Origin of the sequence: Actinocrispum sp. NPDC049592 (assembly GCF_040675465.1) — a bacterium.
GTDB lineage: Bacteria > Actinomycetota > Actinomycetes > Mycobacteriales > Pseudonocardiaceae > Kibdelosporangium.
The window spans coordinates 168777-193090 of record NZ_JBFAPA010000001.1 but is presented as its reverse complement, the minus strand read 5'-3'; the positions used below and the strand labels follow the sequence as shown (position 1 = coordinate 193090).

The following is a 24314-nucleotide window of genomic DNA, read 5'->3' as shown; positions in this document are numbered from 1 at the left end:
GATCACTACTCGACGATCCGACCGTTGCCAGCGTTGTTGATGATCAGCTGGGCTGTCGCTCGAGCGCTGGCCTTGTCCCTGTAGGTCTCGCTGTGGGCCAGGATGTTGGCGCCCGACTTGATCCGAAAGAACCACTGACCGTTCAGGGCAGGGAGAATCTGGAAGATCATCTTCTGACCACTTTCCTTGGTGACGCACCGTGGTCGATGCGTTCATGACAAAGTGGACCACGCCGTTGCGTCCTTCGCAACTTACCTGGACCTCACAACCCCAACATCTAGTGTCGAACATATGTTTCTCACGAGTATGTTGTGTTGAGGTCCAACCTCTGCAAACGATCCCACCTGGGGTTACACGGTTGTAATTTCGTTCAGTCGTACTACCAATCCCAAGGTGGAAGTGACTAGCGTCACGTTAACTATACCCGAACGACGGTTGTCGGCCTGGTGCGAGCGTGAGTCAAGTGAGGGCTGCCTATCCTTACAAAGATGTGGATTGGTATGGACGGTGGGCTAACATGACGCCACGCGTGTGCTCATGGATCAAGCACACCGGAACGTGCACCGTTGGCTGGAGGCATACGTTCACGCTCGTGAAAGGCTCGGTGAAGCGAGCCTGGCTGTAGCCTCGGATGTGTGCGTGGGGCTGGTGATCCGTTGACGGTCGGGGAACGTATCGCGTTCTACCGGCGGCGTCGTGGGTTGGCGCAGTCCACGCTTGCGGGGTTGGTGGGGCGGTCTGAGGACTGGTTGTCGAAGATCGAGCGTGGTGAGCGGGACGTCAACCGGCTGGATGTGCTGGTGGAGGTGGCGCGGGCGCTGCGGGTCTCGCTGGGGGATCTGCTCGGGGAGCCGGTGCTTCTGGAGGATGACCAGAAGAACGATGATGTCCCGGCGATTCGGGATGCGTTGATGACTCCGCACCGGTTGTCGAAGACGTTGTTCGGGCCGTCGGTGTCGCCTGAGTATGTGGATCCGGGGCCGGTGACGAAGTGGGCTGAGGCCGCGTGGATGGACTACCAGGCGGGGCAGATCGGGCGTGTGGTGGCCGTGTTGCCGCGTTTGATCAAGACGGCTCAGCAGATGGAGTCTTCCAGTGTGGATGACGCGTACAAGCGGCAGGCTGCGGCGGTGTCGGCGCGTATTCATCATCTGGCCGCGACGACGTTGAGCAAGATCGGTGAGGCTGACCTGGCGTGGATCGCGGCCGAACGTGCCATGCATGCGGCGGACGTGGCTGATGATCCGTTGGTGTTGGCCTCGGCCGCGCGGTCCGGGACGCATGCGTTGTTGGCGACGGGCCGGTTTGAGGACGCCCTGGAGCTTGGGGACGCGGCGGCTCGGTATCTGGAACCGAGGATGCGTGAGGGCGACCCGGGTGCGCTGAGCCTCTACGGGATGCTGCACCTGCGGGCGGCGGTGGCTGCGGCCCGGCATCAGGAGCGGGCGACGGCGAACGAGCTGCTAAGCAAGGCGGAAGAGGCGGCGACCGCGCTCGGCCAGGATGCGAATTACTGGCAGACGGGCTTTGGGCCTCGCAATGTGGTGCTGCACCAGCTGTCGGCGTCGTTGGACCTGGGTGACATCGCGTTCGTCGCCGACCAAGGGGCCGGTGTGGACACCGCCGGCCTACCGGTGGAACGCCAGGTCACCCACATGATTGATCTGGCGCGGGCGTTGAGCCTGCTCGCCAAGGACCAAGATGCGCTTCAGGTCTTGCTCTCCGCGGAGCAGAAGTCGCCACAGTTGCTGCGGCACAGCGCAATCGCGCGCGAAGTAGTGAGGACGCTGTACCGACGGGCGCCGGTGACGGGTGGCAAGAAGTCCTCGTTGCTGCTCGCGCTAGCGGAGCGGTGCCGTGCGGTGAGCGAGAGCTGATGACCGCTCCGGTGCTGGGCCTGGTGGGATGTGCGGCCGGTGGTCTGGAACAGATCGTGCCGAAGCTGGTTGCGCCAATGTTGGAGCGCGGTTGGCGGGTCGCGGTAACGCTGACCCCGACGGCGTGGTCCTGGCTGGACGCGACCGGCGACGTGGAGAAGATCGAAGCGCTGACCGGCTTGCCGGTGAGGCACAAGCCCCGGATGCCGTGGGAGGACAGTCCGCACCCGAAGATCGACTGTTACGCGGTCGTCCCGGCCACCTCCAACACGGTCGCGAAGATGGCGCTCGGGATCGCGGACAACCAGGCGCTCACCCAGGTCTGCGAAACGATCGGGCTTGGTGAGGTTCCGGTGGTGGTGTTTCCCCGGGTCAACGCGGCACACGTGAACCAGCCAGCCTGGGAGGACCACATCGCGGCCCTGACTCGGGCGGGTGTGCACCTGGTGATGGGCGAGGACGTCTGGCCGCTGTACAAGCCGCGGGAGGCGCCGTCGGGTCGTGAGTTGCCCTGGTCGGCCATCATGGACGCCATCGTTTCCGCTGGTCAAACACCCCGCTGAGGGGTACCCGGACAGTTTGTCCGGGGTGTAAGGCGTGATCGCCGGGATTCTTGTGGCACGGCACTCGACCGGGTGCCGGTCCAAGGACCGGAGGCGCCATGACCGTTCATGTAGTCATCCAACCGGCGGCGGGGTACGTCGCCGAAGTCTTCGAACCCTCCCCGGGTGTTCGGCAACTCATCGCGGGCAATGACGAGGCGGGTCTGTCCATTCAGGTCCCCGCCCGGGTCGGCGGGCTGTCCGACACCGCGACGTTTGCGCGTGCTCTTGCTGACGCGGCAACGGTTTTTGCGGCCTGGTGCGAGGAGCAGAACAGCACCCGCAGCTTCACTCACGAACCGGGCGACAGCTGGGCTGAGGTCCGCGCCCTGCGCCCCCACGACCACAAGAGCTGAGGTAACTGATCATGGCTGTACCGCACGGAATGTCGTTCCCGATCGACCACGACGTCATGTTCCCGGAGGGTGTCTACCTGGTCGGCGAGATCCAGCCGCTGACCGAATACCAGTCCCAGGAGGACCGTGCCCGCAACCGCCCGGTCCGGCCGCGGATCGACGAGGCCACGGGCATGCCGTTGTTCAAGGGCATGTTCGCCGATCCATCGGCGGAGAAGGACCGGGACAAGTCGTTCGCGGTGCTGTTCGCCGCCAAGGTCCAGCCGGTTCCCCCGGCCGCCATGCCCGGGATGCCGTTCCGCCCGGTGATCCTGGAGGGCCTGTCGGTTCAGCCTCGAGCGGAGTCGACGGGACAGGCGAAGTGGATCACCTGGGTGGTTCGGGCGACCGGCATGCGGGCCGTTGACGCTCCGGCCGGTCGTGGCTCCAAGGCGGCCGAGAAGCCAGCGGCGGCCTGATGTCATGACATCCCTACGACACACCCTGTGGGCGGTCGGCCCTGGGGCGACGGCTGAGGTCTTCCAGTGGAGTCCTCGGCAGCCGCCCGGTCTGGCGCTGTCGCTCGATCCTGGGGACGTCTTGATGCCTTCGCCGCTCAACCCTGGTGACCGGATGCTGTTCGCGAACTTCTTGCTGGACCTGGCCGAAGCGGCAACGCAGCTGGCCGAACGCTTGGACGGTGAGGACCGGTGACAACTTCACTGTGGACGGTTCCGGTCGAAGAGCTGACGGTGGCGGAACGCGTGACTTTGTTGAGGTGGAAGGCAAGCGTCATGGATCTGCTGGCCGACGTCGACCCTACGGTGTCTGTCATTGCCCGTGAGACCGCCTGCGAGTTGCGGTGCACGGCGGTCCTGATCAAGACGCTGATCGGCTGAGGGGAGGTGTGGCCAGTGAACGTGCGACGGTCAGGGCGCGACGTGCCTGTGACGCTTGAGCAGGCGAACGCTGTCACCCCGATGACGGCCCCGACCGATGCGACGTCGGCGGAGAAGCGCGCCTTCTATCAGCGGCGTGCGGACATGTACCGCAGCGTCGCCAAGACGGACCCGGATCACTACTGGGAAGCGCTGGCGTATGCCGGTCTGGAACAGGAGGTTGCGGACCGGTACGCCTCAAGCTGAATCCACATTAGACAAATAACGTGCGATGGGTCGTGCGGCGATGACGCACGTCTTGTTGCCCTGCAACGAACCCGTAGGCACAGAAGCGGACCCTTGGCTACCAACCTGTTCCGCTCCTGTGCTGCCTACCCACCTGGAGTAGACAGTGGAAAGCGTAGAGCCCACACCCGCGGTGCCCGCAAGTGGGGTCACCCGAACGCGGTGTGAGAAGTGCAAGAAATTCGCCCGCTTGTTGCCCGGGGACACGCAGTGCTCGGCGTGCACAGGTGTGCTGGCGTTGGAATTCGGCGACATCACGGGGAACGCCTCGCTGCGGGGTGGTTGGTGATGGCACGTCGTGAGGGTTCGCGGTGGGTTGATCCCGCGCCGTTGGAGATCGCTCGGCCTCGGTTGCCGTGGTGGACCTTGCTGCCGGGCTGGTTCAAGCTCGTGCTGCTGCCGGTCGCTTTGGTGTGGGTGACGGTGTGGCTAGTAGCCAAGCTGGTTCGGTTGTGTTGGTACTACCCGGTTCTAGCCACGCTCACAGTTGCGGCGCTGCTGCTGGACTGGTGGGCCGGACATGGTTTGGTCGGCTCAGTCGCCTCGATCGTCATCATGAGCCTGTTCGTGTGGTGGTGGGTGTCGGCGGAGTCGTACGCGCGGTGGTGCCGGTTCCTGCGGTCGGAGACACGCCGGCTGAGTATCTACGCCTGGGAGTGGCGCACCGTGATGCGGCTGGCCAACCTAACTGGCACGGCCAAGGGGCGCGAGTACCGGCCGAAGCTCAAGCGGGTCCGTGCGGAGGGGTGGCGGGACAAGGTTCGAGTCTCGATGATCAAGGGCCAGGCTCCGGAGCAGTGGGCGGAACGCTCCTCGGGGCTGGCGCACTCGTTCCATGCCACCGCGTGTCGGGTGCGGGTGATCAAGCCGGGCCGGATCGAACTGGACTTGATCCACTCCGATCCGTTGAAGCGAGTGTTGGCGTTGCCGCAGCTCAGCGGGGATGAGTCCGCGGTGGACTTGAAGCGGATCGTGATCGGGCGCACGGAGACGGGCAAGCCGTGGCGGATTCGCCTGCTGGGCAACCAGATTCTCGTCGTCGGTGTGCAAGGCGCGGGCAAGGGCTCGGTGCTCTGGTCGGCTGTCTGGGCTTTGGCGCCGCTGATCAAGTCAGGCACAGTGCGGCTGTACGGGATCGATCCCAAGGGCGGGATGGAACTCGGGCAGTGCCCGGAGATCTTCCACCAGGTCGTGTTCGACAACGGCCCGGACGCGGTGGAACTGCTTGAGGAGCTGGCGGCTGAGGTCCGTGAGCGGGCCGGGCAGTACCGAGGTATCCGGCGGTGGTGGTCGCGGGAGTCAGGGCAGCCGTTCACGCTGCTGATCGTCGACGAGCTGGCGGACGTGATCGCCTACCAGACGGACAAGAAACTCAAGGAGCGTGCACAAGCGGCTATCCAGACCATCACGTCCCAAGGCCGTGCGCCTGGGTTCGGGGTCCTGGCCCTCGTGCAGGATCCGCGCAAGGAGATCGTGCCGTTCCGGAACCTGTTCACGACCCGGATCGCGATGCGGCTGGATGAGGCGACCCAGGTGGACATGGTCCTGGGTGACGGTGTGCGGGAGCGTGGAGCTGAGGCTCACGAGATCTCGGAGCTGACTCCGGGCGTGGCCTGGGCCAAAGAGGACGGTAAGCGGGAACCGGTGCGCGCCAGAGCTTTCTACGCCTCGGATAGCGACCTGGCGGAGCTGAGAGGCTTCGTAGCCGGCTTCACGGCTGAGGTGGTGCCCTTCCCGGGACCGACCGGCGGTGCGGGAGGTGCGGCAGCATGACGAACATCGAACTTCTCGCCGTGATCCTGGAACATCTGACCACGTTCGACCTGCCGGAGCCGTGGAGCGTGAAGGTCAGCGCCTACGCGGGCGAGCGGGACCGCATTCTGGTTCAGCTGCGAGGCAGTGCCTTGCCTCATGCGGCCTCAACCCTGCTGGCGTGGTCCGACACCTTGACCGATGTCAGCACTGAGGTGTGGCGGGTTCCTGGCGGTTACTCGGTGCACCTGTCCGTTGAGGGGCGGATGGCGGATGGCACGACCGTGGCCGTGTTCGACGGCGTGGAGCCGCACACACGGTTTGGTCTGGAGCCGGATGAGCGGCGGCCGGTGTCGCTGGCGTGCCTGCGTGAGTGGTCCACGTTGAATGAGGGGGTGGCGGCGTGAGCGAGACTCGGGCAGAGCGTATGCGGGTTCCGCTCGCGGCTGATGTGGTGAAGGCTGCGGCCGAGCAGCACGGGGTGTGTGTTCGGCCGTTCACGATGGAGGTAGGCGACCCGGACACCGGCGAACTGAAGTACATCGCGGTGCCATGCGGGTCCACTGTGGAATCGGTGTGTGGGCCGTGTGCCAAGAAAGCTCGCGCGCTGCGGATCACTCAGTGCCGGGAGGGCTGGCACCTCGATGAGGAACCGGACTTCACGCCGGACAAGCCGACTGAGGATCACGCCGCACTGCTGACGCTGCGGGCTGACCTGTTCACGGCTTACCAGCGGGCCGTCGAAGAGGGCGAGTTGGGTGAGGCGGAGGAGCTGCGGGAGGAGATCACTCGGACCGACGAAGATCTTCGGCAACTCGGCATGCGCGGCCGGCTGCCCTCGCCAGATGCCCCGGCCAAACAGGCGGTCAAGCGGTCCACGAAGCGGCGGCAGGATGCTCCGGACTTGCCTCGTAAGCGGGTCGCGAAGACCACGGTCGGGCGAGAGTACGCGGGGAAGTACCGGCCATCCATGTTCGTGACACTCACGCTCGACACCTACGGGCGGGTGCACGAGGACGGCACGCCGGTACATCCGCACAGTTATGACTATCGGCGGGCGGCGCGGGATGCGGTGCATTTCTCGGCGCTGGTGGATCGGTGGTGGCAGAACCTTCGCCGGGTCGTGGGCTGGGATGTGCAGTACTTCGCGACCGTTGAGCCACAGAAGCGGGCGGCTCCGCACCTGCATGCGGCAGTCCGCGGCTCGATCCCGCATGAGCTGCTGAAACTCGTCACGGCGGCGACCTACCATCAAGTGTGGTGGCCCTCGCATGACGAACGGGTCTACCTCGACGGTGAACCGCTGCCGATCTGGGACAGCCGCGTCAAGGTCTTCGTCGACCCGGGTACACAGCTGCCGCTGACGGACTGGGATGAGGCCGTGCGCCAGGTCGACGAACCGGCCCACGTCGCTCGGTTCGGGGCTCAGGTGCACTCGAAGGGCATCCTCGGCGGCACGGAGGAGGCCGGGCGGCATATCGGCTACTTGACCAAGTACCTCACGAAGTCCACCGGTGAGGTCGTGGAAGCGACCACTGTGCGGCAGGCGGCGCACCATGACCGGCTGCACGCTGAGCTTCAGGTGACGCCTTGCTCGCCGACGTGTGCGGTGTGGCTGCTGTACGGGATCAATCCCAAGGGTGCCAACGGAAAGACCGTTCCCGGTCATTGCAAGGGCAAGGCTCATCGGCGGACCACGCTCGGACTGCCCGGACGGCGGGTGCTGGTGTCGCGGAAGTGGTCGGGCAAGACGCTGGTTGACCACAAGGCTGATCGGCGGGCGTTCGTCACCGACATGTTGGCGGCGGTGGGGATCGTCAAGCCGGTCACCGACACGTCTCGGCTGATCTGGCGCAAGGTCGACCCATCCGACCAGAACGCCCCACCGAGGGCACACCTGCTCATGCACGCGATCGCCGAACGCATCCGATGGCGGGCTGAGTACGACTCCGCGCTGCTGGCGGCTGCGGGGCCTCCAGAACTTTCGGCAACTCAGTCAGCGGCTTAGACAGAGGGGGAGAGATGGGCGCAGCGAAGAGTGATCGTGGGCTGGAGATGGCTCAGTTGCTCACTGTCGTGGAGATGTTGGAGATCTTGGACGTTTCGCGGGACACGTTCTACAAGTGGCGGCAGACGGGCAAGGGACCTCGGTGCTTCACCCTGCCCAACGGGGAACTACGGTGCATGGCCGCTGACTTCGCCGAGTGGCTCACGAAGCTCGGTGGTGCGGCGTGAACACCACCTACGAGGTTCGGTTCTGGGAGATCCGAGTCCTGAAGTCCGGCAAGCGGAGGTATGGCGTCCGGTGGGTCACCGGCACCGAGCGGCATTCGAAGTACTTCGAGAACAAGGCCCATGCCAAGAGTCGGCTTTCGGAGCTGATGCAGGCTGCGCGGAGCGGGGAAGCATTCGACATCGAGTCCGGGCTTCCGATCTCGGAGTTGAAGCAACGCGACTCGGTGAGTCTGGTGACGTTTGCTCAGTCCTATATGGACATGAAGTGGCCCAACTCTGCGGCGAAAACTAGGGCGAGCACTGTTGACGGTCTGGCCACGGTGGCGGCCGTATTCGTGAAGGATGCGGCGGGACGGCCGGAACTCAGAGATATGAGAAGGGCCTTGACCGGTGTTCTGATTCCGCCTGTCACGCGAGGCAACGAGGTCAGCGCCGAACAGCGGTCGGTGATCGACTGGATTCTTCGGCAATCTCGGCCAGTGCACGATTTCACCGATCCGAAGTTGGTTCGGAGCGTGCTCGACGCGTTGGCGGTGAGGCTTGATGGTGGGGTCTCGGCCGCGACGGTTTATCAGCGCAAGCGAGCAGTGCTGTTCAATCTGTTGTCGTATGCGGTCGAAGAGGAGATCTTGCCCGACAACCCGCTGACCCGAATCAAGCGGAAGGCGGACAAAGTTGTTGGAGAGGTTGACCCTCGAGTAGTCGCCAACCCTGATCAAGTTTCACGACTTCTCATAGCGGCGACATACGTGGGCGCTCGCGTCCGGGAACGCGGTGAACACCTCCGGTCGTTCTACGCGACTCTCTACTACGCGGCGGCTCGCCCGGCCGAAGCATTGGCTCTGCGGGAGACGGATTGCACTCTGCCCGAGACGGGTTGGGGACAGTTGGCGCTCGGTGAATCTCGTCCAGCGGCCGGGAAGAGGTGGACGGATTCGGGAGAAGTACACGACCGGCGAGGCTTGAAACATCGCGGTACGAAAGAGGTTCGGTTCGTGCCTATTCCGCCGATGCTCGTGGCGATCCTGCGTGAGCATTTGGACAGGTTTGGTACCGCTCCGGACGGCAGACTGTTCCGGGCGCCCAATGGTGGAATGGTGTCCTCGTCGTCCTACCGCAATACCTGGGCGAGGGCGAGGACTTACGCGTTCACGCCTGCTCAGGTGGCGTCACCGCTCGCGCGGCGGCCGTACGACCTGCGGCATGCGGCGGTGTCCTTGTGGCTCAACGGTGGCGTGCCGCCAACCGAAGTGGCCGAGCGTGCGGGGCAGTCGGTGGACGTCCTGCTGAGGGTGTACGCCAAGTGCGTTGACGGTCAGCGAGAAGCCATCAACCAGACCATCGAAGGGCTGTACTGAAGATCCACATTTCATGCCGCAGCTGTGCCGCGAACGGCGGCAGACACCTCATGATCACGGCTGCGAGTGGCAGACAAGAGGATCGTCCAAGAAGGACACGAGGTGAAAATTTTGCTTCAGTGGCAACGGGTTTCGCAGGTCGAGCCACAGTGGATAGTTGGTGGCCACGAATGGTCCAGCCTGCTTTAGGAAACCGATGCTCTATCCCCTGAGCTACGAGGGCTGGTCGTGCTGTCCAGAATCTGAACCGCGGGACCGATCATACGGGGCGGGTGGTGGGGGTTCGCCACCCAGTTGCCGGGGGTGTGCCGTCGGCCCCGCGCCGGGCCGACGGCACACCCTGGTCTCAGTGGGCGTAGATCTCGAACTCGTACAGGGAGAAGCCGTAGTTCGTGCCCCTCGCTGTGCCGGTCAGGCGGACATAACGGCCGGTCGTGGGGGTGAAGGTGACGGTGTCGGTGTTTCCGTCGGCGGTTGTGGTGGTGTAGGCCTGCTGCCAGTTGATGCCGTCCTGGGACACCTCGATGCGGTAGCCCTTGGCGTAGGCCGCCTCCCACCGCAGTACGGCCCGGGACACCTGCTGGCTCGCGCCGAGGTCCACCGTGAGCGACTGGTTGTCCGACCAGTCGCTCGCCCACCGGGTTGATGGGTTGCCGTCGATGGCGTTCGCCGCGACGAGGTTGCCCTCGGTCGAGGATGCCGTGGCGGTGCGGCCGGGTGACAGGTTCGCGATGTTGTCACCGCGGTGCGCTGGGTACTCGACCACCTGCTGGAACGTGGGGCGATTCTGCCAGGTGATCTTGTCGTGCGTGATGCCGCCGAGCGGGGTCTGGATGATGGTGTCGGCACACCACTGGTCGCCCGCGCTGCAGTTGGCGTCACCCGGGTAGATCTGGTTGATCGGGGCCGCCGCGGCCTGGCCGAGGGTGGTCAGCAGGACCTGCCGGCAGCCGGACACGGTCCCGCCGCCGCAGAACTTCTGGCCGAGCGGACCGGCCACCGGGTCGCCCAGCACCGACTTGATGTCCTTGCGCACGTAGCCCCACCAGCCGTACTGGAACGAGGAACCCTTGTGCGGCTGGCCGACGTGGAAGTCCGGCGTGCCGTTCTGGTACCCGGACGGCGACTCGTTGATCTCCAACGTGTCCACCAGGGCGTTGTAGACCGTCGAGCCCAGGCCCGGCTGGAACTCCGCTTTCACCAGCAGCGGCCACCACGCGTCGAGCACCTTGATCGCGTCGGCGTCCGCGTACTTGTGGCTGCTCTGCGCGGTCTCCTTGCGCAGACCGCCGTGCGACAGCCAGGTCTTCAACGAGGCCACCGCGTTCTTCTGCGCGGGGTCGGTCACCGGCTGGCTCTCGATGACCCGCAGCAGCTCCGGAAGCACGCGCTCAGCCCGCAGGTCGGCCAGTGCGGCGTCCGCCATCGCCTGGGTCAGGTTCGCCCTGGTCACCTTGGTACCACTGGTGATCAGCCTCTTCACGCGGGCGTCGAGCAGGTCGCCGCGGTGCACGGCGCTCTTGTCGTAGCCCGCGTTCGCGTAGTCCTTGGCCTGCGCGTTGTTCCAGCTGACGAAGTAGTCCTGGTTGATCGCCTGGGGGTGCTGGGCGAACGGGGTGTACTGGGCGTTGTTGGTTGCCGGGTCCCAGCCGTTCCACTCGTAGGCCGGGTCCGCCTTGATCGGCATGTTCGGGTCGACGTTCGCCTTGCGTGACGGGTTGCCGCCCGAGTTGAAGTACGCGATGTCGCGGGAGTCCGCGTAGAACCAGTTGAACGTGTAGTTCACGTCCATGGCCGCACGCTGGAAGTCGGCCGCCGACTTGACGAAGTCGGGGTCGTTGAACTCCTGGAAGCCGATGATCGAGTCGATCTCGTGCTTGTAGCTCGACCGCAGGCTCGTGTACGCGACCGGCTTGCCGTTCACGGTGGCGCGGGCGGTGATCGGCCCGTACGCCGTCTTGAAACTCACCAGCCGGTACGAACCCTCAGCGGTGCCGTCGGCGACCGTCGGCTTCCACGCGTTCTTGCGCTCCAGCGTCTCGATCGGCACGCACTGCCCACGCAGCATGTAGTAGGCCGAGTCCTTGGTCACCGGCTTGCCGGTCGGGTCGCACAGGTCCACCGCGAACGTGTCGATGATGTCCTGCGCCGAGGTGGTCGCGCTCCACGAGTAGTCCTGGCCGCGGCCGAGCAGCACGTAGAAGCTGATCCCGGCGAACGAGGCGCCGCGGGCGCTGATGCCCGGGCCCTGCAGCTCCTGCAGCACCAGCAGTTGCGGCGCGAAGTACCCGGTCTGCGGGCCGAACACGGCCACCGGGTGCCCGCTGGCGGTGTACTGGCCGGACACGACCAGGGCGTTGGACATGCCGTGCTTCTCGCTCAGCAGGTTGCCGGGCAGCACGCCGTCGTTGAACATGCCCTGCGCCGGCCTCTGCTCCGCCGGGGCGGAGACCTCGACCGTCGCCGGAGTAGCGGTCCCGGCCGAGCCGGTCTGGTCGAACACGAGCTGCTGCGGCGTCACCGAACCCTTGTCCGGCATGGCCACACCCTGCGGGTTCGCCGGGGCCTGGGCGTACGGGAAGCTCTGTCCGTTGTGGAGGGTGGTGATGGCCTCCGGGTCGTTCTGCGCCCGGAACGCCTGCCACTGGCGCTCGCCCTCGGTCACGCCGTACTTCTCCTGGAACGCCAGGCGCGCGATGGCCGACTGGACCTCACCGCCCCCGCCGCCACCGAACTGGGCGCCCACCACGGAGGCGAGCACGACCAGGTCGGGCAGGGTGAACGGCTCGATCTTGCCCGCGTTGGTGATCGCGTCGATGTGTCCGGTCAACACGTACTCACCGGGGAAGTTGCGGGCGTTGTAGGACTGCGTGACGTAGGCGTTCACGCCGTCCAGGTACGACCTCGCGTCGGCCAGCGCCTGGGCGCCGCGCGGGGAGGAGGCTGCCGCGCGGTCGATCTGGGCCTGCAGCTCCTGCTCGTCGTACGGGGCGGCCTTGAAGAAATCCTGCTCCAGCTGGCGGTTGGCCGGGGCGCCACCCGCGAACGGGGTCAGCTGGCCGCGGCCGACGCGGCGGAACAGGTCCATCAGCCACAGCCGGTCCTGCGCGGTGGCGTAGCCGGCGCCGAACGAGGTCCCCGACCGGGTGGTGCCGGTGATGTGCGGGATGCCGAGCTTGTCACGCACGATGGTCACGTCCGCGCGCGGCTTGCTGGTGCTCTCGACCTGGTCGGCGGGCACGCCCAGGGACGAGTTGTTGAAGAACTGGCTGATCTTGTCGACCGTCAGCCCGCCGTAGCCGGAGGCGAGCGAGTCGTACTTGGCCAGCTGGTCCGACGCGTGCGCGGGCCGGGTGCCGAACACCTTGTGCGCCAGGATGTCGGCCAGCGTGGCGTTGCCGTTCTGGCCGGGCGGCAGGATGTCGCCACACTGCCCCATGCAGTAGTCGACCGGGGTCGCGGCATCGGCATCGGGCGCCGCGACGACGCTTGGAACGGCCGCTACCAGGCCATATGTGGCGGCGGCTAAGGCGGTGAAGGCGGCGAGTAAACGTCCGCGCATTGCCGTGCTCCTCTCGGGGACGTGACGAAGAGCACGTTACCGGGGAGTAAAGCTATCGCGAAAGACCCTCATGTTTAACCGTATGCAATCAGTTACGATCGCTGGGTAGACGATTGTGACCCGTTAGAGGTTGACCTTCAGCCCATTGGGTGAGAAAAAGGGCCATTGGACTCCGTCCGGCCGCCGGAACCGGTGGGACGGAACCCGAACGGGGAGGCGCCAAAGGTGATCAAGGTGATGCTCGCGGACGACGAGGACCTCGTTCGTTCGGGACTTCGGACGATCCTGACCAGCGCGGGGGACATCGAGGTGGTCGCCGAGTGCGACGACGGCCTGCACGTGGCCGACCTCGCCCGCCAGCACCGGCCGCACGTCGTGATGCTCGACATCAGGATGCGCTCCGCGGACGGCCTGTTCGCGCTGCGCAGGCTGCGCGCCCTGCCGGAGCCCCCGGCGGTCGCCATGCTGACCACGTTCGACGTGGACGAGTACGTCACGGAGGCGCTGCGGATCGGCGCCAGCGGGTTCCTGCTCAAGGACACGGAGCCGGCTGTGCTGGTGCGCGCCGTCCGGGATCTGGCGGCCGGCGGCGCGGTACTCGACCCGGGCGTAGCGGCCCGGGTGCTGTCCACGGTCGCCGACGGTGAACGAGCCGCCGAACCCGCGCGCCGCCTGCTGGCGTCACTGTCCGAACGGGAGCGTGAGGTCGTCGGCCTGATCGGCCAGGGCCTGTCCAACGCCGAGATCGGCAGCGCACTGCACCTGTCCGAGGCGACCGTCAAGGGCTACGTCTCCGCCGTGCTCGGCAAGATCGGCGCGGTCAACCGGGTGCAGGCGGCGCTGGTGGCCTACCGCGGCGGGCTCATCGCCTGATCGAGATCGGGTCGCTCGACCCGGTTACGGCCGTTTCGTTTGGCCAGGTAGAGAGCTGTGTCGGCGGCCGCGAACAGGTGCTCGAGGCTGCCGCTTCCGCTCGCCACCCCGATGCTCACCGTCGGGCGCCGTGCCGCGCCCAGCCGGGACCGCCAGTCATGCCGGTTCACTGCCGCGCGGACGCGTTCGGCCACCGCGAGCCCCAGGTCGTTCTCGCCGACCAGCAGGATGATGAACTCGTCGCCGGCCCATCGGGCGGCGAGGTCGACCGGGCGGCACTCGTTGCGCAGCAGCTCGGCGATCTCGCGCAGCGCACTGTCGCCCGCGGCATGCCCGGCGTCGTCGTTGATCTCCTTGAACCAGTCGATGTCGATCAGCACCAGCCAGGCGGTGCATCCCCTCGCCGCCGCGTCCGCGAGAACCTCGGGCGCCGCGTGCTCGAGACCCAGTCGATTGGTCAGACCAGTGAGCGGGTCGCGGACCGCGGCCTCCTGCGCGGCGGTGGCGAGCCGTTGTGCCTGGATGGCGAGCCGTCGCTGTTCGAGCGCCTGGCCCAGACCTTCTTGCATGGTCGCCATCGCCGCCTGGCGGGCGGCCACGTTGCGGCGCAACGCCGTCGCCTCGCCCGCGAAGTCGGTGAGCTCGGCGCAGATCTCCGCGAGGTCGGCCGAGAACCGGGTCAGCAGCGATACGTCGTTGATCAGCTCGGCATCGCGGACCGCGTTGCTGGCGAAAGTCCTTGCCTCGACCAGGGATCCCTGCTGGCGCCGGATGCTGGACAACACCCAGTGCCCCACGGCCGTGCTCCACCGGTCGCCCGAGGACAACCCGGCCTCCAGGGTCTCCTTGGCCGCCTTCTCGCCCGCTTCGAGGTCACCACAGCCGACCAGAGACGCGGCATACGCGCCCAGCAGCCCGCGCCGGGTCTGTTCCTGGCTGTTGAGCGTGAGGCCCTCGGCGAGCAGCTCCCGTGACTCGGCGAACATCGGTCCCGCCTCGCCGGCCGGGCCGTCGAGCGCCTCGAAGTTGATCGTGCCGGCCAGCCGCTGCAGCGCGATCGCCAGCTCGGCCTCGTCCCCGGCGTCGCGCGCGGCATGCACGGCCAGCCGCATCATCGTCATGGCGGCGCGGCGATGCCCGATCCCGGTCAGCAGGTAACCGAGCAGCCCCATCGCGAGCGCTGCCCGGGAACCGGACGGGTGCTCGGCATCGATGTCCGTCCAGCCCTCCGCGGCCAGCTCCAGGGCCAGCGGGATCCGGCGCAGGCGCCACGCGGTGACCGCCCGGCCCATCAGGACGGCGGCCCGCGACCAGCGGTCGATGTCGGCGGGCATGGCCGCGAGCGACGCGTCGAACCGGGCGCCGGCCTCCGTGGCCTGGTCAGTATTCAGCAGCAGGCGGATCTCCCGGTCCTCCCGGATGACCGCACCCGCACTGTCCCACTGCTCGTCATGGTCCAACCCGGCCTCAGCAACCTGTAGCCCCGCACGCACCCCGACCGCAGATTACCCGCGGAGCGCCCGTGCCCGGCCGCCCCGCAGACCAATGCGCCGATCTATAACTCTTTCGGACTAATAGTGTGACGTGGTGTATCGGGACTCCACTGTGGACTTTTCAGCGGTCCTCGCGAAAGTCCACGTGCCGCCCGGCGACCGGGTCGAACTTGCGCAGCACCAGCCGGTCCGGGTCGTTGCGCCGGTTCTTGCGGGTCACGTAGGTGAAACCGGTGCCAGCGGTGGACCTCAGCTTGATCACGGGCCGCATCTCGTTGCGTGCCATGACAATCGCTCCCCTCGTTTGGCGTAGGTATACCAATCCAACGTAGTGGAAATGAATTTCATTCCCGAGAAGTGTACCTCAGGCCTGGGCCGTGCCGTCCGGCGACGGCCGCCACTGCGCGAACGGACGGTCCAGCGTCCACACCGAACCGGAGTAGGTCAGCGTCCGCGTCTCGCACTGGCCCGGATTGGACAGTGACTCGAACAGGTCGACGCTCCAGGAGAAGATGCGCCGGCACAGCAAACGCATGGTCAGGCCGTGCGTGACCAGCAGGACGGTGTCCGGATGCGACGGTTCCTCGGTGATCCGCAGCTTGAGCTCGGCCAGGAACGCGGCCACCCGGTCGTCCACGTCCGCACCGGACTCGCCGTGCGCGAGCCGGTAGAAGAAGTGCCCGAACTCGTGCCGCTTGAGCTTCTGGATCTCCTGCTCGACCGGGTCCTGCAGGTTGCCCCAGTCCTGTTCGCGCAGCCGGGGCTCGGCGACCTTGCGGGCCACCAGGTCGCCGAGCTCCAGCAGTTCCAGCGTTCGCTGCGTGCGGACGTACGGGCTGACGTACACCGCGACAGGGCCTTCACCGAGCAGTTCGCGCACGCGTGGTCCAGCGGCGCGCGCCTGCTCCTCGCCGCGCGCGGTCAGCGGCAGGGCGTGGTCGGGAATCCGGCAGTAGGCCAGCTCATCGACGTTGCCCAGGCTTTCCGCGTGCCGTAACAGGATGATCCGCACCTGTTCATGGTGCCGTCACCCGTGGTAGCCCGCCTTGGTGAGGCGGGTCACGGTGGCTGCGTCACCCACCACGCGCGGGTCTACCGACCTGGGCACCGCTCGTTTGCCGGCACCGATCTTGGCGCCCAGGACCGTGCTGATCTGGTTCGCCATACCGACCATCCCGGACTTGAACGGGTGGTACGCCACGGCCGCGAACAGGTTCGTGTCCTTGCCCTGGATCCACGCGTTGCGCCCGGCACAGGCGTCATGGCCCAGCGACGCCGGGTACATGTCGACGAACGTCGTGTTCCCGTCGGCTGCTGCGGCACCCTGCAGGGCGGCGTTGAGCGCCTGCTCGACCTCGTCCAGCCACGGCAGATCGCCGTCCGCGAACGGCAGTACGTTCGGGCAGGTGCCGGACGGCGGCGCGATCCGCGGGTAACCGACGAGCACGACCTTCGCCTGCGGGGACCGTTGGTGGACACCGGCCAGCACCTCGCGGACCCGGCCGCCGGTCATGGCGACCTTCTCCTTCATGGTGTCCACACCGTTCACCACGAACTGGTTCTTGCACGGCGACCCGGTCGGGTCGGACGAGCGCAGCCCGGGGCAGGTGCCGGTGAGCTGGCCGAACACGCCGAAGTCGTTGCCGCCGATGCCGATCGTGACCAGGTCGGTGTCCGCGCGCAGGAAACTGAACTGCGGCGGGTGCTGGCCGATCGGGATCGGCGGGGTCTGCGGCTGGGTCATGTTCGTGGTGTCCGCGCCGCCGCAGCTGCCGTCCGTGTAGGAGGGCAGGCCCAGGTTGTCGGCGAGCAGGGCGGGGTAGTTGTTCGTGGAGGTGTAGCAGGTCAGCCGGTCCAGCCGGGGCCAGGGGATCCCGGGACCGGAGGTGTAGGAGTCGCCGAGCGCGACGTATCTCTCGTACTGCGGGGCCGCTGTCGCGACCGCGGTTCCGGACAGGAACAGAACAGCGGTGGCCATGATCACGCGCAGTGTGCTCACCGTCACACTGCACACCGCTGTTCGGCGTTTGTCCAGGTCAGTCGCCCGATCAGCGGGCATTCTGCTGTTTTGTCGCACAATCGGGTCAACTTCCGGTATCGCCGTGTCACCACTGTGGACGGCCGGGCGACGGACAATCCGAGCCCATGTTGGTAGTGCTGGATCTGGTGGGCATTGCCGTGTTCGCGGCCTCCGGGGCGTTGGCCGCGGTCCGGGCCAGGTTGGACACGTTCGGTGTCGCCGTGCTGGGGATGACCACGGCGCTCGGCGGCGGCATCATGCGAGATGTTCTGCTGGGCGTGCATCCGCCGACCACGCTGCGGGACTGGCGGTACCTGCTGGTCCCGGTGGTGACCTCCCTGATCGTGTTCTGGTTTCACCCACAAGTCGCCCGGTTGCGGCGGGCGGTGCTGCTGGCTGACGCGATCGGGCTCGGACTGTTCACCACATCGGGTACGGCGACCGCGTTGGCGTGGGGCGCTCCCGCCTACACGGCCTGCCTGATCGGGATGACGGCCGGCATCGGCGGTGGTGCGCTGCGGGACGTGCTGATCCGGGAGATCCCGATGGTGCTGCGCAAGGAGATCTACGCGCTGGCGGCGCTGGCCGGTGCGGCCGTGGTGGTGGCCGGGGACTGGCTGGACTGGCCGAGCGGGCCGGTCACCATCGTCGGCGCCGCGATCACCGTGCTGATCCGGCTGCTGGCGCTGTGGCGGCACTGGAACGCGCCGGTCGCGCGGGGTCTTGGCAGCTGATTGGGCGTTTCTCAGGCATATCTCAGACCGAAGAGGAACACTGCTCTTATGCGCATTCTGGTAGTGGACGACGACAGGGCCGTTCGCGAGTCCCTCCGGCGGTCGCTGCAGTTCAACGGTTACCAGGTGGAAGTGGCCGGTGACGGTCAGCAGGCGCTCGACACCATCGCGGGCAGCCGGCCGGACGCCATGGTCCTCGACGTGATGATGCCCCGGCTGGACGGCCTGCAGGTGTGCCGCCAGCTCCGCAGCAGCGGCGACGACCTGCCCATCCTCGTGCTGACCGCGCGGGACCTGGTGTCCGACCGGGTGGCCGGCCTGGACGCGGGTGCCGACGACTACCTGCCCAAGCCCTTCGCCCTGGAGGAACTGCTCGCGCGGCTGCGGGCCCTGCTGCGTCGCACCGCCGCCGACACGGCCGCCGCCGAGAAGGCCGAGCCGTCATTGCAGTTCGCCGACCTCGTGCTGGACCCGGGCACCAGGGAGGTCAAGCGCGGCAACCGCTCGATGAGCCTGACCCGGACCGAGTTCTCCCTGCTGGAGCTGCTGATGACGCACCCCAAGCAGGTGCTCACCCGCAGCCGCATCCTGGAGGAGGTCTGGGGGTACGACTTCCCGACCTCGGGCAACGCCCTCGAGGTGTACGTCGGCTACCTGCGCCGCAAGACCGAGGCGGCCGGCGAGCCGAGGCTGATCCACACTGTCCGCGGGGTCGGTTATGTCCTCCGGGAGACCCCACCGTGATCTTCGCGCCGCACCACCAGGCTGGGCGCCGTCAACGCATCTCGCTTCGAACCCGTGTGACTCTGCTGGCCGCCATGTGCGTGGCCGGCACGGTCGCGCTCGTGTCGCTGGGCGCGTACCTGACCGTGTCGAACAACCTCTACCAGCAGGTCGACCAGAACCTGTCGGACCGCGCGAAGGCCGCGCTGCGCGCCCCGGCGTTCGGCTCGGACACCGGTAACGGCACCACCCTGCCCTCGCTGGTCGCCGCGCTCAACGACGTCAAGTTCGCGCTGATCGACGCGAACGGCCGCAACCTCAAGGACTTCGGCCAGGTCCGGCCGCCGATCTCCGCTGTCGAGCGCGCGGTCGCCGCGGGCACCAAGCCGGACGACATCCGGACCGACTCGCACGGCGACCGCGTCTACTCGATCAGCGTCCAGTTCAGCGACAGCTCCGGGACCAGGTCGGGTGCGCTGGTGGTGTCGCAACCGTTGGGGCCCACCAAGAGCCTGCTCGCCGACCTCGCGCTGGTGCTGATCCTGATCAGTGGTGCGGGCGTGGTGGTGGCCGCGCTGGCGGGTACCGCGGTGGCCAGAACCGGTCTGCGGCCGGTGGAACGGCTCACCCGGGCGACCGAACGTGTTGCCAGGACCGGGGATCTGCGGCCGATCCAGGTGACCGGCGACGACGAGCTGGCCCGGTTGTCCACCAGCTTCAACACGATGCTCGGCGCGGTGGCGGTGGCCCGGGACCGGCAGCGGAACCTGGTCGCGGACGCCGGGCACGAGCTGCGCACGCCGCTGACCTCGTTGCGCACCAACCTGGAACTGCTGATGGCCTCCGAGGCGCCCGGCGCGCCGACGTTGTCCGCGCAGGACAAGGAAGAGATCCAGGACGACCTGCGGGGCCAGTTGGACGAGCTGACCCAGCTGATCGGCGACCTGGTCGAACTGGCCAGAGAGGATGCCGCCCAGGCAGTGTGGGAACCGGTGGAGCTCACCGAGGTCGTCGAGCAGGCGCTGGACCGGGCCCGCAGGCGCGCCGGGGACATCCAGTTCGACGTGATCCTCTCGCCATGGCGGTTGATCGGCGATGGCCCCGCGCTGGAACGTGCCGTGCTGAACCTGCTGGACAACGCGGTGAAGTTCTCCCCGGCGGGCAGCACTGTGCACGTCCGGCTGGGATCCGCGGGCGACGGGTTCGCGGTGCTGGAGGTCGCCGACGAGGGACCGGGCATCGCCGACGAGGACCTGCCGCGCGTGTTCGACCGGTTCTACCGCTCGCAGGAGGCGCGGACTTTACCGGGATCCGGGCTGGGGCTGGCGATCGTGCAGCAGGCCGCGTTGCGGCACGGCGGCGAGGTGCTGGCCGGGCGGTCGGTCCAGGGCGGCGCCTTGTTCAGCATGCGGCTGCCGGGGATGCCGGGGTAGGTAGGCTTCGCCGCCATGGCGGACAACGCGATCCTCGACGAGATCGGCAAGTGGGCGGAACAGAAGGGACGCACCGTCGTCCTGAACGATGTCCGGACGGTGCTCGAGCTGTCGCGCGACGAGCTGGACCGCGCCGAGCCCGGCGACCTCGAACCGGGCGACATGGCGACTCTGCTGGACGTCATGTGGGACCAGTTGCAACTGGACACGGTCGAAGACGCCACCAGCATGGTGCAGGCCGCCGGTGACCTGCTCGCGTTCCTCGGGGACACCGAGCGGATACCCGCCGACCGGGCGCTCGCGCTGGCCGATGAGCTCGCCGAGGGCGAGGACGAGTTCATCGAGGACGTGCTGGACATGGGCGAGGACGGCGAGCCCGGGCTGTTCCAGCAGATGCTCGCGGCGCTCGGCCTGCCGGTCGACGTGTTGCCGCCGATCCGGCTGCCCGAACTGGCCGAGCTTGCCGAGCAGGCGCGTCGGAGTCCGGTCCTCGCACAGGCGTGGCAGTCGTACCAGGACGGCGACGAGAGTCATCTGGTCGCACAGCTGGAGTTCGACGACGAGCAGCGGGTGTGGCCGGCCGAGGACGATGAGATCGCTTACGACCTCTGGGCCCGCGCGACCGGTGTGCTGGTGCTCGGCTCGCCGGAGGATGAGTCCGACGAGCTGCTGACCTCGCGGCTGGCCGTGTATCTGTCGGCCTACCTCGCGCGCGGCGCCGGTGCGCCGCTGGGCAGCCTGCTCGACGGGGCCACAGCGGACGGGATGCGGCCCTGGCTGGACCGGTTGGTGGAGCACGGCGCGCTGCGGATCGACGATGACCGGTTGATCATGACACCGCTCGGCCTGTCGGCGACCCGTGACGAGCTGCTGGCCGACGGGGTCGAGGTGGATCTCATCCCCGGCACGGACGAGCTCACGCCCGCATACCTGGCCATGCTCGCGTTCGGTGTGCCGGAGACGGAGTACCGGCAGGAGCTGGCCGCCTGGCTGGCCTTGCGTGAACCCGTAGGCGCGGCAATGGAATTGCTCGCGCTGGCGGCCGAAGGCGATGCGGTGGAACGAGTCTGGGCCACCTCGGTAGCGGCGGACCTGGATGCCGAGGCGGTGTGGCAGGAGTTGCTGGAGCACGAGGTGTTGCGCCCGTACGCGAGGATGGCGCTCGGCGAGCCGCTGGACACCGCTGACCAGGCTTGGTACGCCGTGGACACGGTCGCCGCGGGAGTGTCCGTCGGTGACCCGGAACGCGCGGCGGCGAGCGTCGAGGCCAGCGACGAGTCGCTGTTCGACGCCATGTGGCGGGTCCGGCATCCCGACGCCGAGGCGGTGCTGAGCTACATCGGGCACGTCCACCCCGACAAGCGGATCGCGAAGCTGGCCCGCCGGGCCGCGGACAAGGCGGTCAGCGCGCAAAAGCCGATGCCGTAGCGGCGGTCGCCGACTAGGGTCGCGAAACCGGCAAACCGAGTGAAACGGAAATTGTCGGTGGGTGGGTGCAGTATGTCCTCACCACGACGAAGCCCCTGGGGAGCGACATGGCGGACGCGATCTTCGCGGAAGGACTGGTCAAGCGATATGGCCAGGTCACGGCCCTTGATGGACTGGATTTGACGGTGCCGGAAGGCACGGTGATGGCGCTGCTCGGACCCAACGGGGCCGGGAAGACGACCTCGGTGCGCGTCTTCACGACCCTGCTGCAGCCGGACAGCGGCCGCGCCACTGTGGCCGGTCTGGATGTGGTCGCCGACGCGACCGAGCTGCGCTCGCAGATCGGCGTGTCCGGGCAGTACGCGGCCGTGGACGAGCACCTGACCGGGTTCGAGAACCTGGACATGGTCGGCAGGCTCTACCACCTCGGCGCCAAACGCAGCCGGGCGAGAGCCCGGGAGCTGCTGGAGCAGTTCGACCTGGTCGAAGCGGGCGACCGGCCGGTCAAGGGCTACTCCGGCGGCATGCGCAGGCGGCTTGACCTGGCCGGTGCGCTGGTCGGCAGCGCCAAGGTGCTGTTCCTGGACGAGCCGACCACGGGGCTGGACCCGCGGGCCAGGTTCGGCCTCTGGGACGTCGTCGAAGGGCTGGTGGCCAGCGGCACGACGCTGCTGCTGACGACGCAGTACATGGAGGAGGCGGAGCGGCTCGCCGACCGGATCGCGGTGATCGACCACGGCAAGGTCATCGCGCTGGGCACCTCCGACGAGCTGAAGGACCAGGTCGGCGGGGAGCGGCTGGAGCTGGTGCTCAGCGACGCCGCGGACCTGGAGACGGCGCGATCGGTGCTGACGGCGGTCTCGGTGGGCGAGATCCAGATCGACGGCGGGTCCAAACGGGTCACCGTGCCGGTCAGCGGCGGGTCGACGGTGCTGGTGGAGGCGCTGGCGCTGCTCAACGAGCAGTCGGTGAAGGTGCTGGACGTCGGCCTGCGGCGGCCGACGCTGGACGACGTGTTCCTCGCGCTCACCGGGCACGAGGCGGTCGAGGACGAGGGGGAGAAGTGACGAGCGTGGCCATGGCGTTCGGCGACGGGATGACCGTCGCCCGGCGCAACCTGATCAAGATCAAGCGGGTGCCGGACCTGCTGGTGTTCACGACGTTGTCGCCGATCATGTTCGTGCTGCTGTTCGCGTACGTGTTCGGCAGCTCGATCTCCATCCCGGGGGTGCCCTACCGGGAGTTCCTGATCGCCGGGATCTTCGTGCAGACGGCGGTCTTCGGCGCCACCTGGACCGGGCTCGGCCTGGCCGAGGACATGCAGAAGGGCATCATCGACCGGTTCCGCTCGCTGCCGATGGCCCGGTCCGCGGTGCTGGTCGGCCGGACCACGAGCGACGTCGTCATCAACATCATCAGCCTGGTGGTCATGTCCGTCACCGGCGTGATCGTGGGCTGGCGGGTGCACTCGTCGATCCTGGAGGCGTTGGCGGGCTTCGCCTTGCTGCTGCTGTTCGCCTATGCGCTGTCGTGGATGATGGCCGTGGTGGGGTTGTGGATCCGCAGCCCCGAGGTGTTCAACAACGCCAGCTTCATGGTGATCTTCCCGTTGACGTTCGTGGCGAACACCTTCGTGCCGTCGCAGAACCTGCCCTCGGTGCTCAAGGTGATCGCGGAGTGGAACCCGGTCTCCGCGGTCACCCAGGCCTCCAGGGAACTGTTCGGCAACACGCATCCGGCGTTAGGCGTGCCGGAGGCGTGGCCGCTGCGGCACTCGGTGCTGGCATCGCTGATCTGGACGGCGATCATCCTGGCGATCTTCGTGCCGCTGGCCATCCTCCGGTACCGCAAGGCGGTCAGCCGCTGAGCGCCGCCGAGATGTAGCCCAGGCTGATCGGGTCGTAGGCCAGTCCGATGTGGCCGATGACCGCGCCCGGGTGCTCGTCCTGGATGACGATGTTGCGCACGTTGGGTCCGTTGAGGAAGGAGGTGGCGATCGGGGTCACCAGGAAGTCGGTGGTGCTCACGATCACCGTGTAGCGCACGCCCGGCTGGGTTTCGCCGCCGGCGTTGAGGTCGCGCACGAAGTCGGCGCCGTCGACGAGCTGCAGGCAGGCCCGGCACAGGCCGCCGACCAGGATCTGGCTGGCGCCGGGGAAGAGCTTGGCCAGCTCGGCGATGCCGCTCATGGTGGTGCCGTGGTTCGGCGGGGCGAGTGCGACGAAGTGGTGCACCTTGGCGGCGCCGCCGAGGTACTTCAGGTAGAACCTCGGCATGATGCCGCCCTCGGAGTGACCCACGACGTCCACTGTGGACGCTTTGGTGGCGGCCAGCACCTTGTCGATGTACTGGCCGAACTCCTTGGCGGAGTTCTGCACGTAGTCGGTGCCGCCGACGCCGGGCAGGACGGACTGGCCGTAGGTGGGGGTGAAGACGCAGTAGCCCTGGCCGGCGAGCATCGGTGCCACGGCGAGGAAGTTGCCGGGGCCGTTGCCGAACAGGCCGTGCGCGGTCACCACCGGACGGGGGTGTTCGGCCGAAGGTCGGCAGGACCAGTCGTTGATGCCTCCGCTCGCGGCGTTCGCCGGTGCGGCGGCGAGCCCGAACGCGGTCAGGGCGGCGGTGGACAGGGCGACAAACCGCCGGAGCACCCGATTCATCTGCACTCCTCACTGAGCGTGGGAATCCGGTTACGCGGCGGACGC

Annotated in this window: 26 protein-coding genes; 19 read left to right on the top strand and 7 right to left on the bottom strand. The window is 67.4% G+C overall.

Going from position 1 to position 24314, the window contains the following annotated elements; genetic code table 11:
• Positions 1-5: 5 nt before the first annotated feature.
• On the bottom strand, positions 6-170 hold the full coding sequence (locus tag AB0J95_RS00925; RefSeq protein ID WP_364750481.1) for a YegP family protein: 165 nt from the start codon (positions 168-170) through the stop codon (positions 6-8).
• A gap of 465 nt (positions 171-635) precedes the next feature.
• On the opposite strand from AB0J95_RS00925, the gene AB0J95_RS00920 reads away from it, so the two are divergent.
• The 12 genes from AB0J95_RS00920 (at position 636) to AB0J95_RS00865 (ending at position 9343) form a co-directional block, all read left to right on the top strand.
• On the top strand, positions 636-1877 hold the full coding sequence (locus AB0J95_RS00920) for a helix-turn-helix transcriptional regulator (protein WP_364750478.1): 1242 nt from the start codon (positions 636-638) through the stop codon (positions 1875-1877).
• Entirely contained in the window at positions 1877-2440 is a 564-nt protein-coding gene (locus tag AB0J95_RS00915) for a flavoprotein (RefSeq protein WP_364750475.1), read from the top strand. Before AB0J95_RS00920 ends, AB0J95_RS00915 begins: the two co-directional genes overlap by 1 nt.
• 98 nt (positions 2441-2538) lie before the next feature.
• Positions 2539-2835 (top strand): hypothetical protein, encoded by a 297-nt coding sequence (locus AB0J95_RS00910; protein ID WP_364750473.1) that lies wholly within the window; start codon positions 2539-2541, stop codon positions 2833-2835.
• Positions 2836-2846: 11 nt separating this feature from the next.
• Entirely contained in the window at positions 2847-3293 is a 447-nt protein-coding gene (locus AB0J95_RS00905) for a hypothetical protein (protein ID WP_364750470.1), read from the top strand.
• A gap of 4 nt (positions 3294-3297) precedes the next feature.
• Positions 3298-3528, top strand: a complete 231-nt coding sequence (locus AB0J95_RS00900) for a hypothetical protein (protein ID WP_364750468.1) — start codon at positions 3298-3300, stop codon at positions 3526-3528.
• Positions 3525-3713 (top strand): hypothetical protein, encoded by a 189-nt coding sequence (locus AB0J95_RS00895; protein ID WP_364750466.1) that lies wholly within the window; start codon positions 3525-3527, stop codon positions 3711-3713. Before AB0J95_RS00900 ends, AB0J95_RS00895 begins: the two co-directional genes overlap by 4 nt.
• Positions 3714-3728: 15 nt before the next feature.
• A complete protein-coding gene (locus tag AB0J95_RS00890) occupies positions 3729-3959 on the top strand; it encodes an AMED_5909 family protein (protein ID WP_364750463.1) in 231 nt (76 codons plus the stop codon).
• Between the two features lie 327 nt (positions 3960-4286).
• Positions 4287-5771: an FtsK/SpoIIIE domain-containing protein gene (locus tag AB0J95_RS00885; protein ID WP_364750460.1), complete on the top strand. Its 1485-nt coding sequence runs from the start codon at positions 4287-4289 to the stop codon at positions 5769-5771.
• Complete coding sequence (locus tag AB0J95_RS00880; protein ID WP_364750458.1) at positions 5768-6157, top strand: hypothetical protein; 390 nt, start codon at positions 5768-5770, stop codon at positions 6155-6157. Before AB0J95_RS00885 ends, AB0J95_RS00880 begins: the two co-directional genes overlap by 4 nt.
• A 20-nt stretch (positions 6158-6177) precedes the next feature.
• Positions 6178-7758: a replication initiator gene (locus AB0J95_RS00875; protein ID WP_364750455.1), complete on the top strand. Its 1581-nt coding sequence runs from the start codon at positions 6178-6180 to the stop codon at positions 7756-7758.
• 14 nt (positions 7759-7772) lie between these two features.
• Positions 7773-7985: a helix-turn-helix domain-containing protein gene (locus AB0J95_RS00870; RefSeq protein ID WP_364750453.1), complete on the top strand. Its 213-nt coding sequence runs from the start codon at positions 7773-7775 to the stop codon at positions 7983-7985.
• A complete protein-coding gene (locus tag AB0J95_RS00865; protein ID WP_364750450.1) occupies positions 7982-9343 on the top strand; it encodes an integrase in 1362 nt (453 codons plus the stop codon). The genes AB0J95_RS00870 and AB0J95_RS00865 overlap by 4 nt, the downstream gene beginning before the upstream one ends.
• Positions 9344-9689: 346 nt before the next feature.
• Here AB0J95_RS00865 and AB0J95_RS00860 read toward each other — a convergent pair whose 3' ends face one another.
• A complete protein-coding gene (locus AB0J95_RS00860) occupies positions 9690-12905 on the bottom strand; it encodes a penicillin acylase family protein (RefSeq protein ID WP_364750447.1) in 3216 nt (1071 codons plus the stop codon).
• Between the two features lie 225 nt (positions 12906-13130).
• Here AB0J95_RS00860 and AB0J95_RS00855 point away from each other — a divergent pair, with 225 nt between their 5' ends.
• Positions 13131-13778 carry a response regulator transcription factor gene (locus tag AB0J95_RS00855; protein ID WP_364750444.1) on the top strand — a complete coding sequence of 216 codons (648 nt, stop codon included), beginning with the start codon at positions 13131-13133 and terminating at the stop codon, positions 13776-13778.
• On the opposite strand, the gene AB0J95_RS00850 is transcribed toward AB0J95_RS00855, so the two are convergent.
• From AB0J95_RS00850 to AB0J95_RS00835, 4 genes are all read right to left on the bottom strand, one after another.
• Positions 13754-15238, bottom strand: a complete 1485-nt coding sequence (locus tag AB0J95_RS00850) for a GGDEF domain-containing protein (RefSeq protein ID WP_364750442.1) — start codon at positions 15236-15238, stop codon at positions 13754-13756. The two genes, AB0J95_RS00855 and AB0J95_RS00850, sit on opposite strands and share 25 nt — an antisense overlap.
• Positions 15239-15392: 154 nt before the next feature.
• On the bottom strand, positions 15393-15557 hold the full coding sequence (rpmG, locus tag AB0J95_RS00845; RefSeq protein ID WP_364750439.1) for a 50S ribosomal protein L33: 165 nt from the start codon (positions 15555-15557) through the stop codon (positions 15393-15395).
• A 78-nt stretch (positions 15558-15635) separates the two neighbouring features.
• Complete coding sequence (locus AB0J95_RS00840; protein ID WP_364750436.1) at positions 15636-16283, bottom strand: histidine phosphatase family protein; 648 nt, start codon at positions 16281-16283, stop codon at positions 15636-15638.
• Between the two features lie 15 nt (positions 16284-16298).
• Positions 16299-17270, bottom strand: coding sequence for an SGNH/GDSL hydrolase family protein (locus AB0J95_RS00835; RefSeq protein ID WP_364750433.1), 972 nt, complete (start codon positions 17268-17270; stop codon positions 16299-16301).
• 146 nt (positions 17271-17416) lie between these two features.
• On the opposite strand from AB0J95_RS00835, the gene AB0J95_RS00830 reads away from it, so the two are divergent.
• From AB0J95_RS00830 to AB0J95_RS00805, 6 genes are all read left to right on the top strand, one after another.
• Positions 17417-18025 carry a trimeric intracellular cation channel family protein gene (locus tag AB0J95_RS00830; RefSeq protein ID WP_364750430.1) on the top strand — a complete coding sequence of 203 codons (609 nt, stop codon included), beginning with the start codon at positions 17417-17419 and terminating at the stop codon, positions 18023-18025.
• A gap of 48 nt (positions 18026-18073) precedes the next feature.
• Positions 18074-18769: a response regulator transcription factor gene (locus AB0J95_RS00825; protein ID WP_364750427.1), complete on the top strand. Its 696-nt coding sequence runs from the start codon at positions 18074-18076 to the stop codon at positions 18767-18769.
• Positions 18769-20181 (top strand): HAMP domain-containing sensor histidine kinase, encoded by a 1413-nt coding sequence (locus AB0J95_RS00820; RefSeq protein WP_364753378.1) that lies wholly within the window; start codon positions 18769-18771, stop codon positions 20179-20181. Before AB0J95_RS00825 ends, AB0J95_RS00820 begins: the two co-directional genes overlap by 1 nt.
• A 15-nt stretch (positions 20182-20196) precedes the next feature.
• Positions 20197-21609 (top strand): hypothetical protein, encoded by a 1413-nt coding sequence (locus AB0J95_RS00815; protein WP_364750424.1) that lies wholly within the window; start codon positions 20197-20199, stop codon positions 21607-21609.
• A gap of 107 nt (positions 21610-21716) precedes the next feature.
• A complete protein-coding gene (locus tag AB0J95_RS00810; protein WP_364750422.1) occupies positions 21717-22676 on the top strand; it encodes an ATP-binding cassette domain-containing protein in 960 nt (319 codons plus the stop codon).
• Entirely contained in the window at positions 22673-23476 is an 804-nt protein-coding gene (locus AB0J95_RS00805) for an ABC transporter permease (protein ID WP_364750419.1), read from the top strand. The genes AB0J95_RS00810 and AB0J95_RS00805 overlap by 4 nt, the downstream gene beginning before the upstream one ends.
• On the opposite strand, the gene AB0J95_RS00800 is transcribed toward AB0J95_RS00805, so the two are convergent.
• On the bottom strand, positions 23466-24269 hold the full coding sequence (locus AB0J95_RS00800) for a lipase (protein ID WP_364750416.1): 804 nt from the start codon (positions 24267-24269) through the stop codon (positions 23466-23468). The two genes, AB0J95_RS00805 and AB0J95_RS00800, sit on opposite strands and share 11 nt — an antisense overlap.
• Positions 24270-24314: the final 45 nt, after the last annotated feature.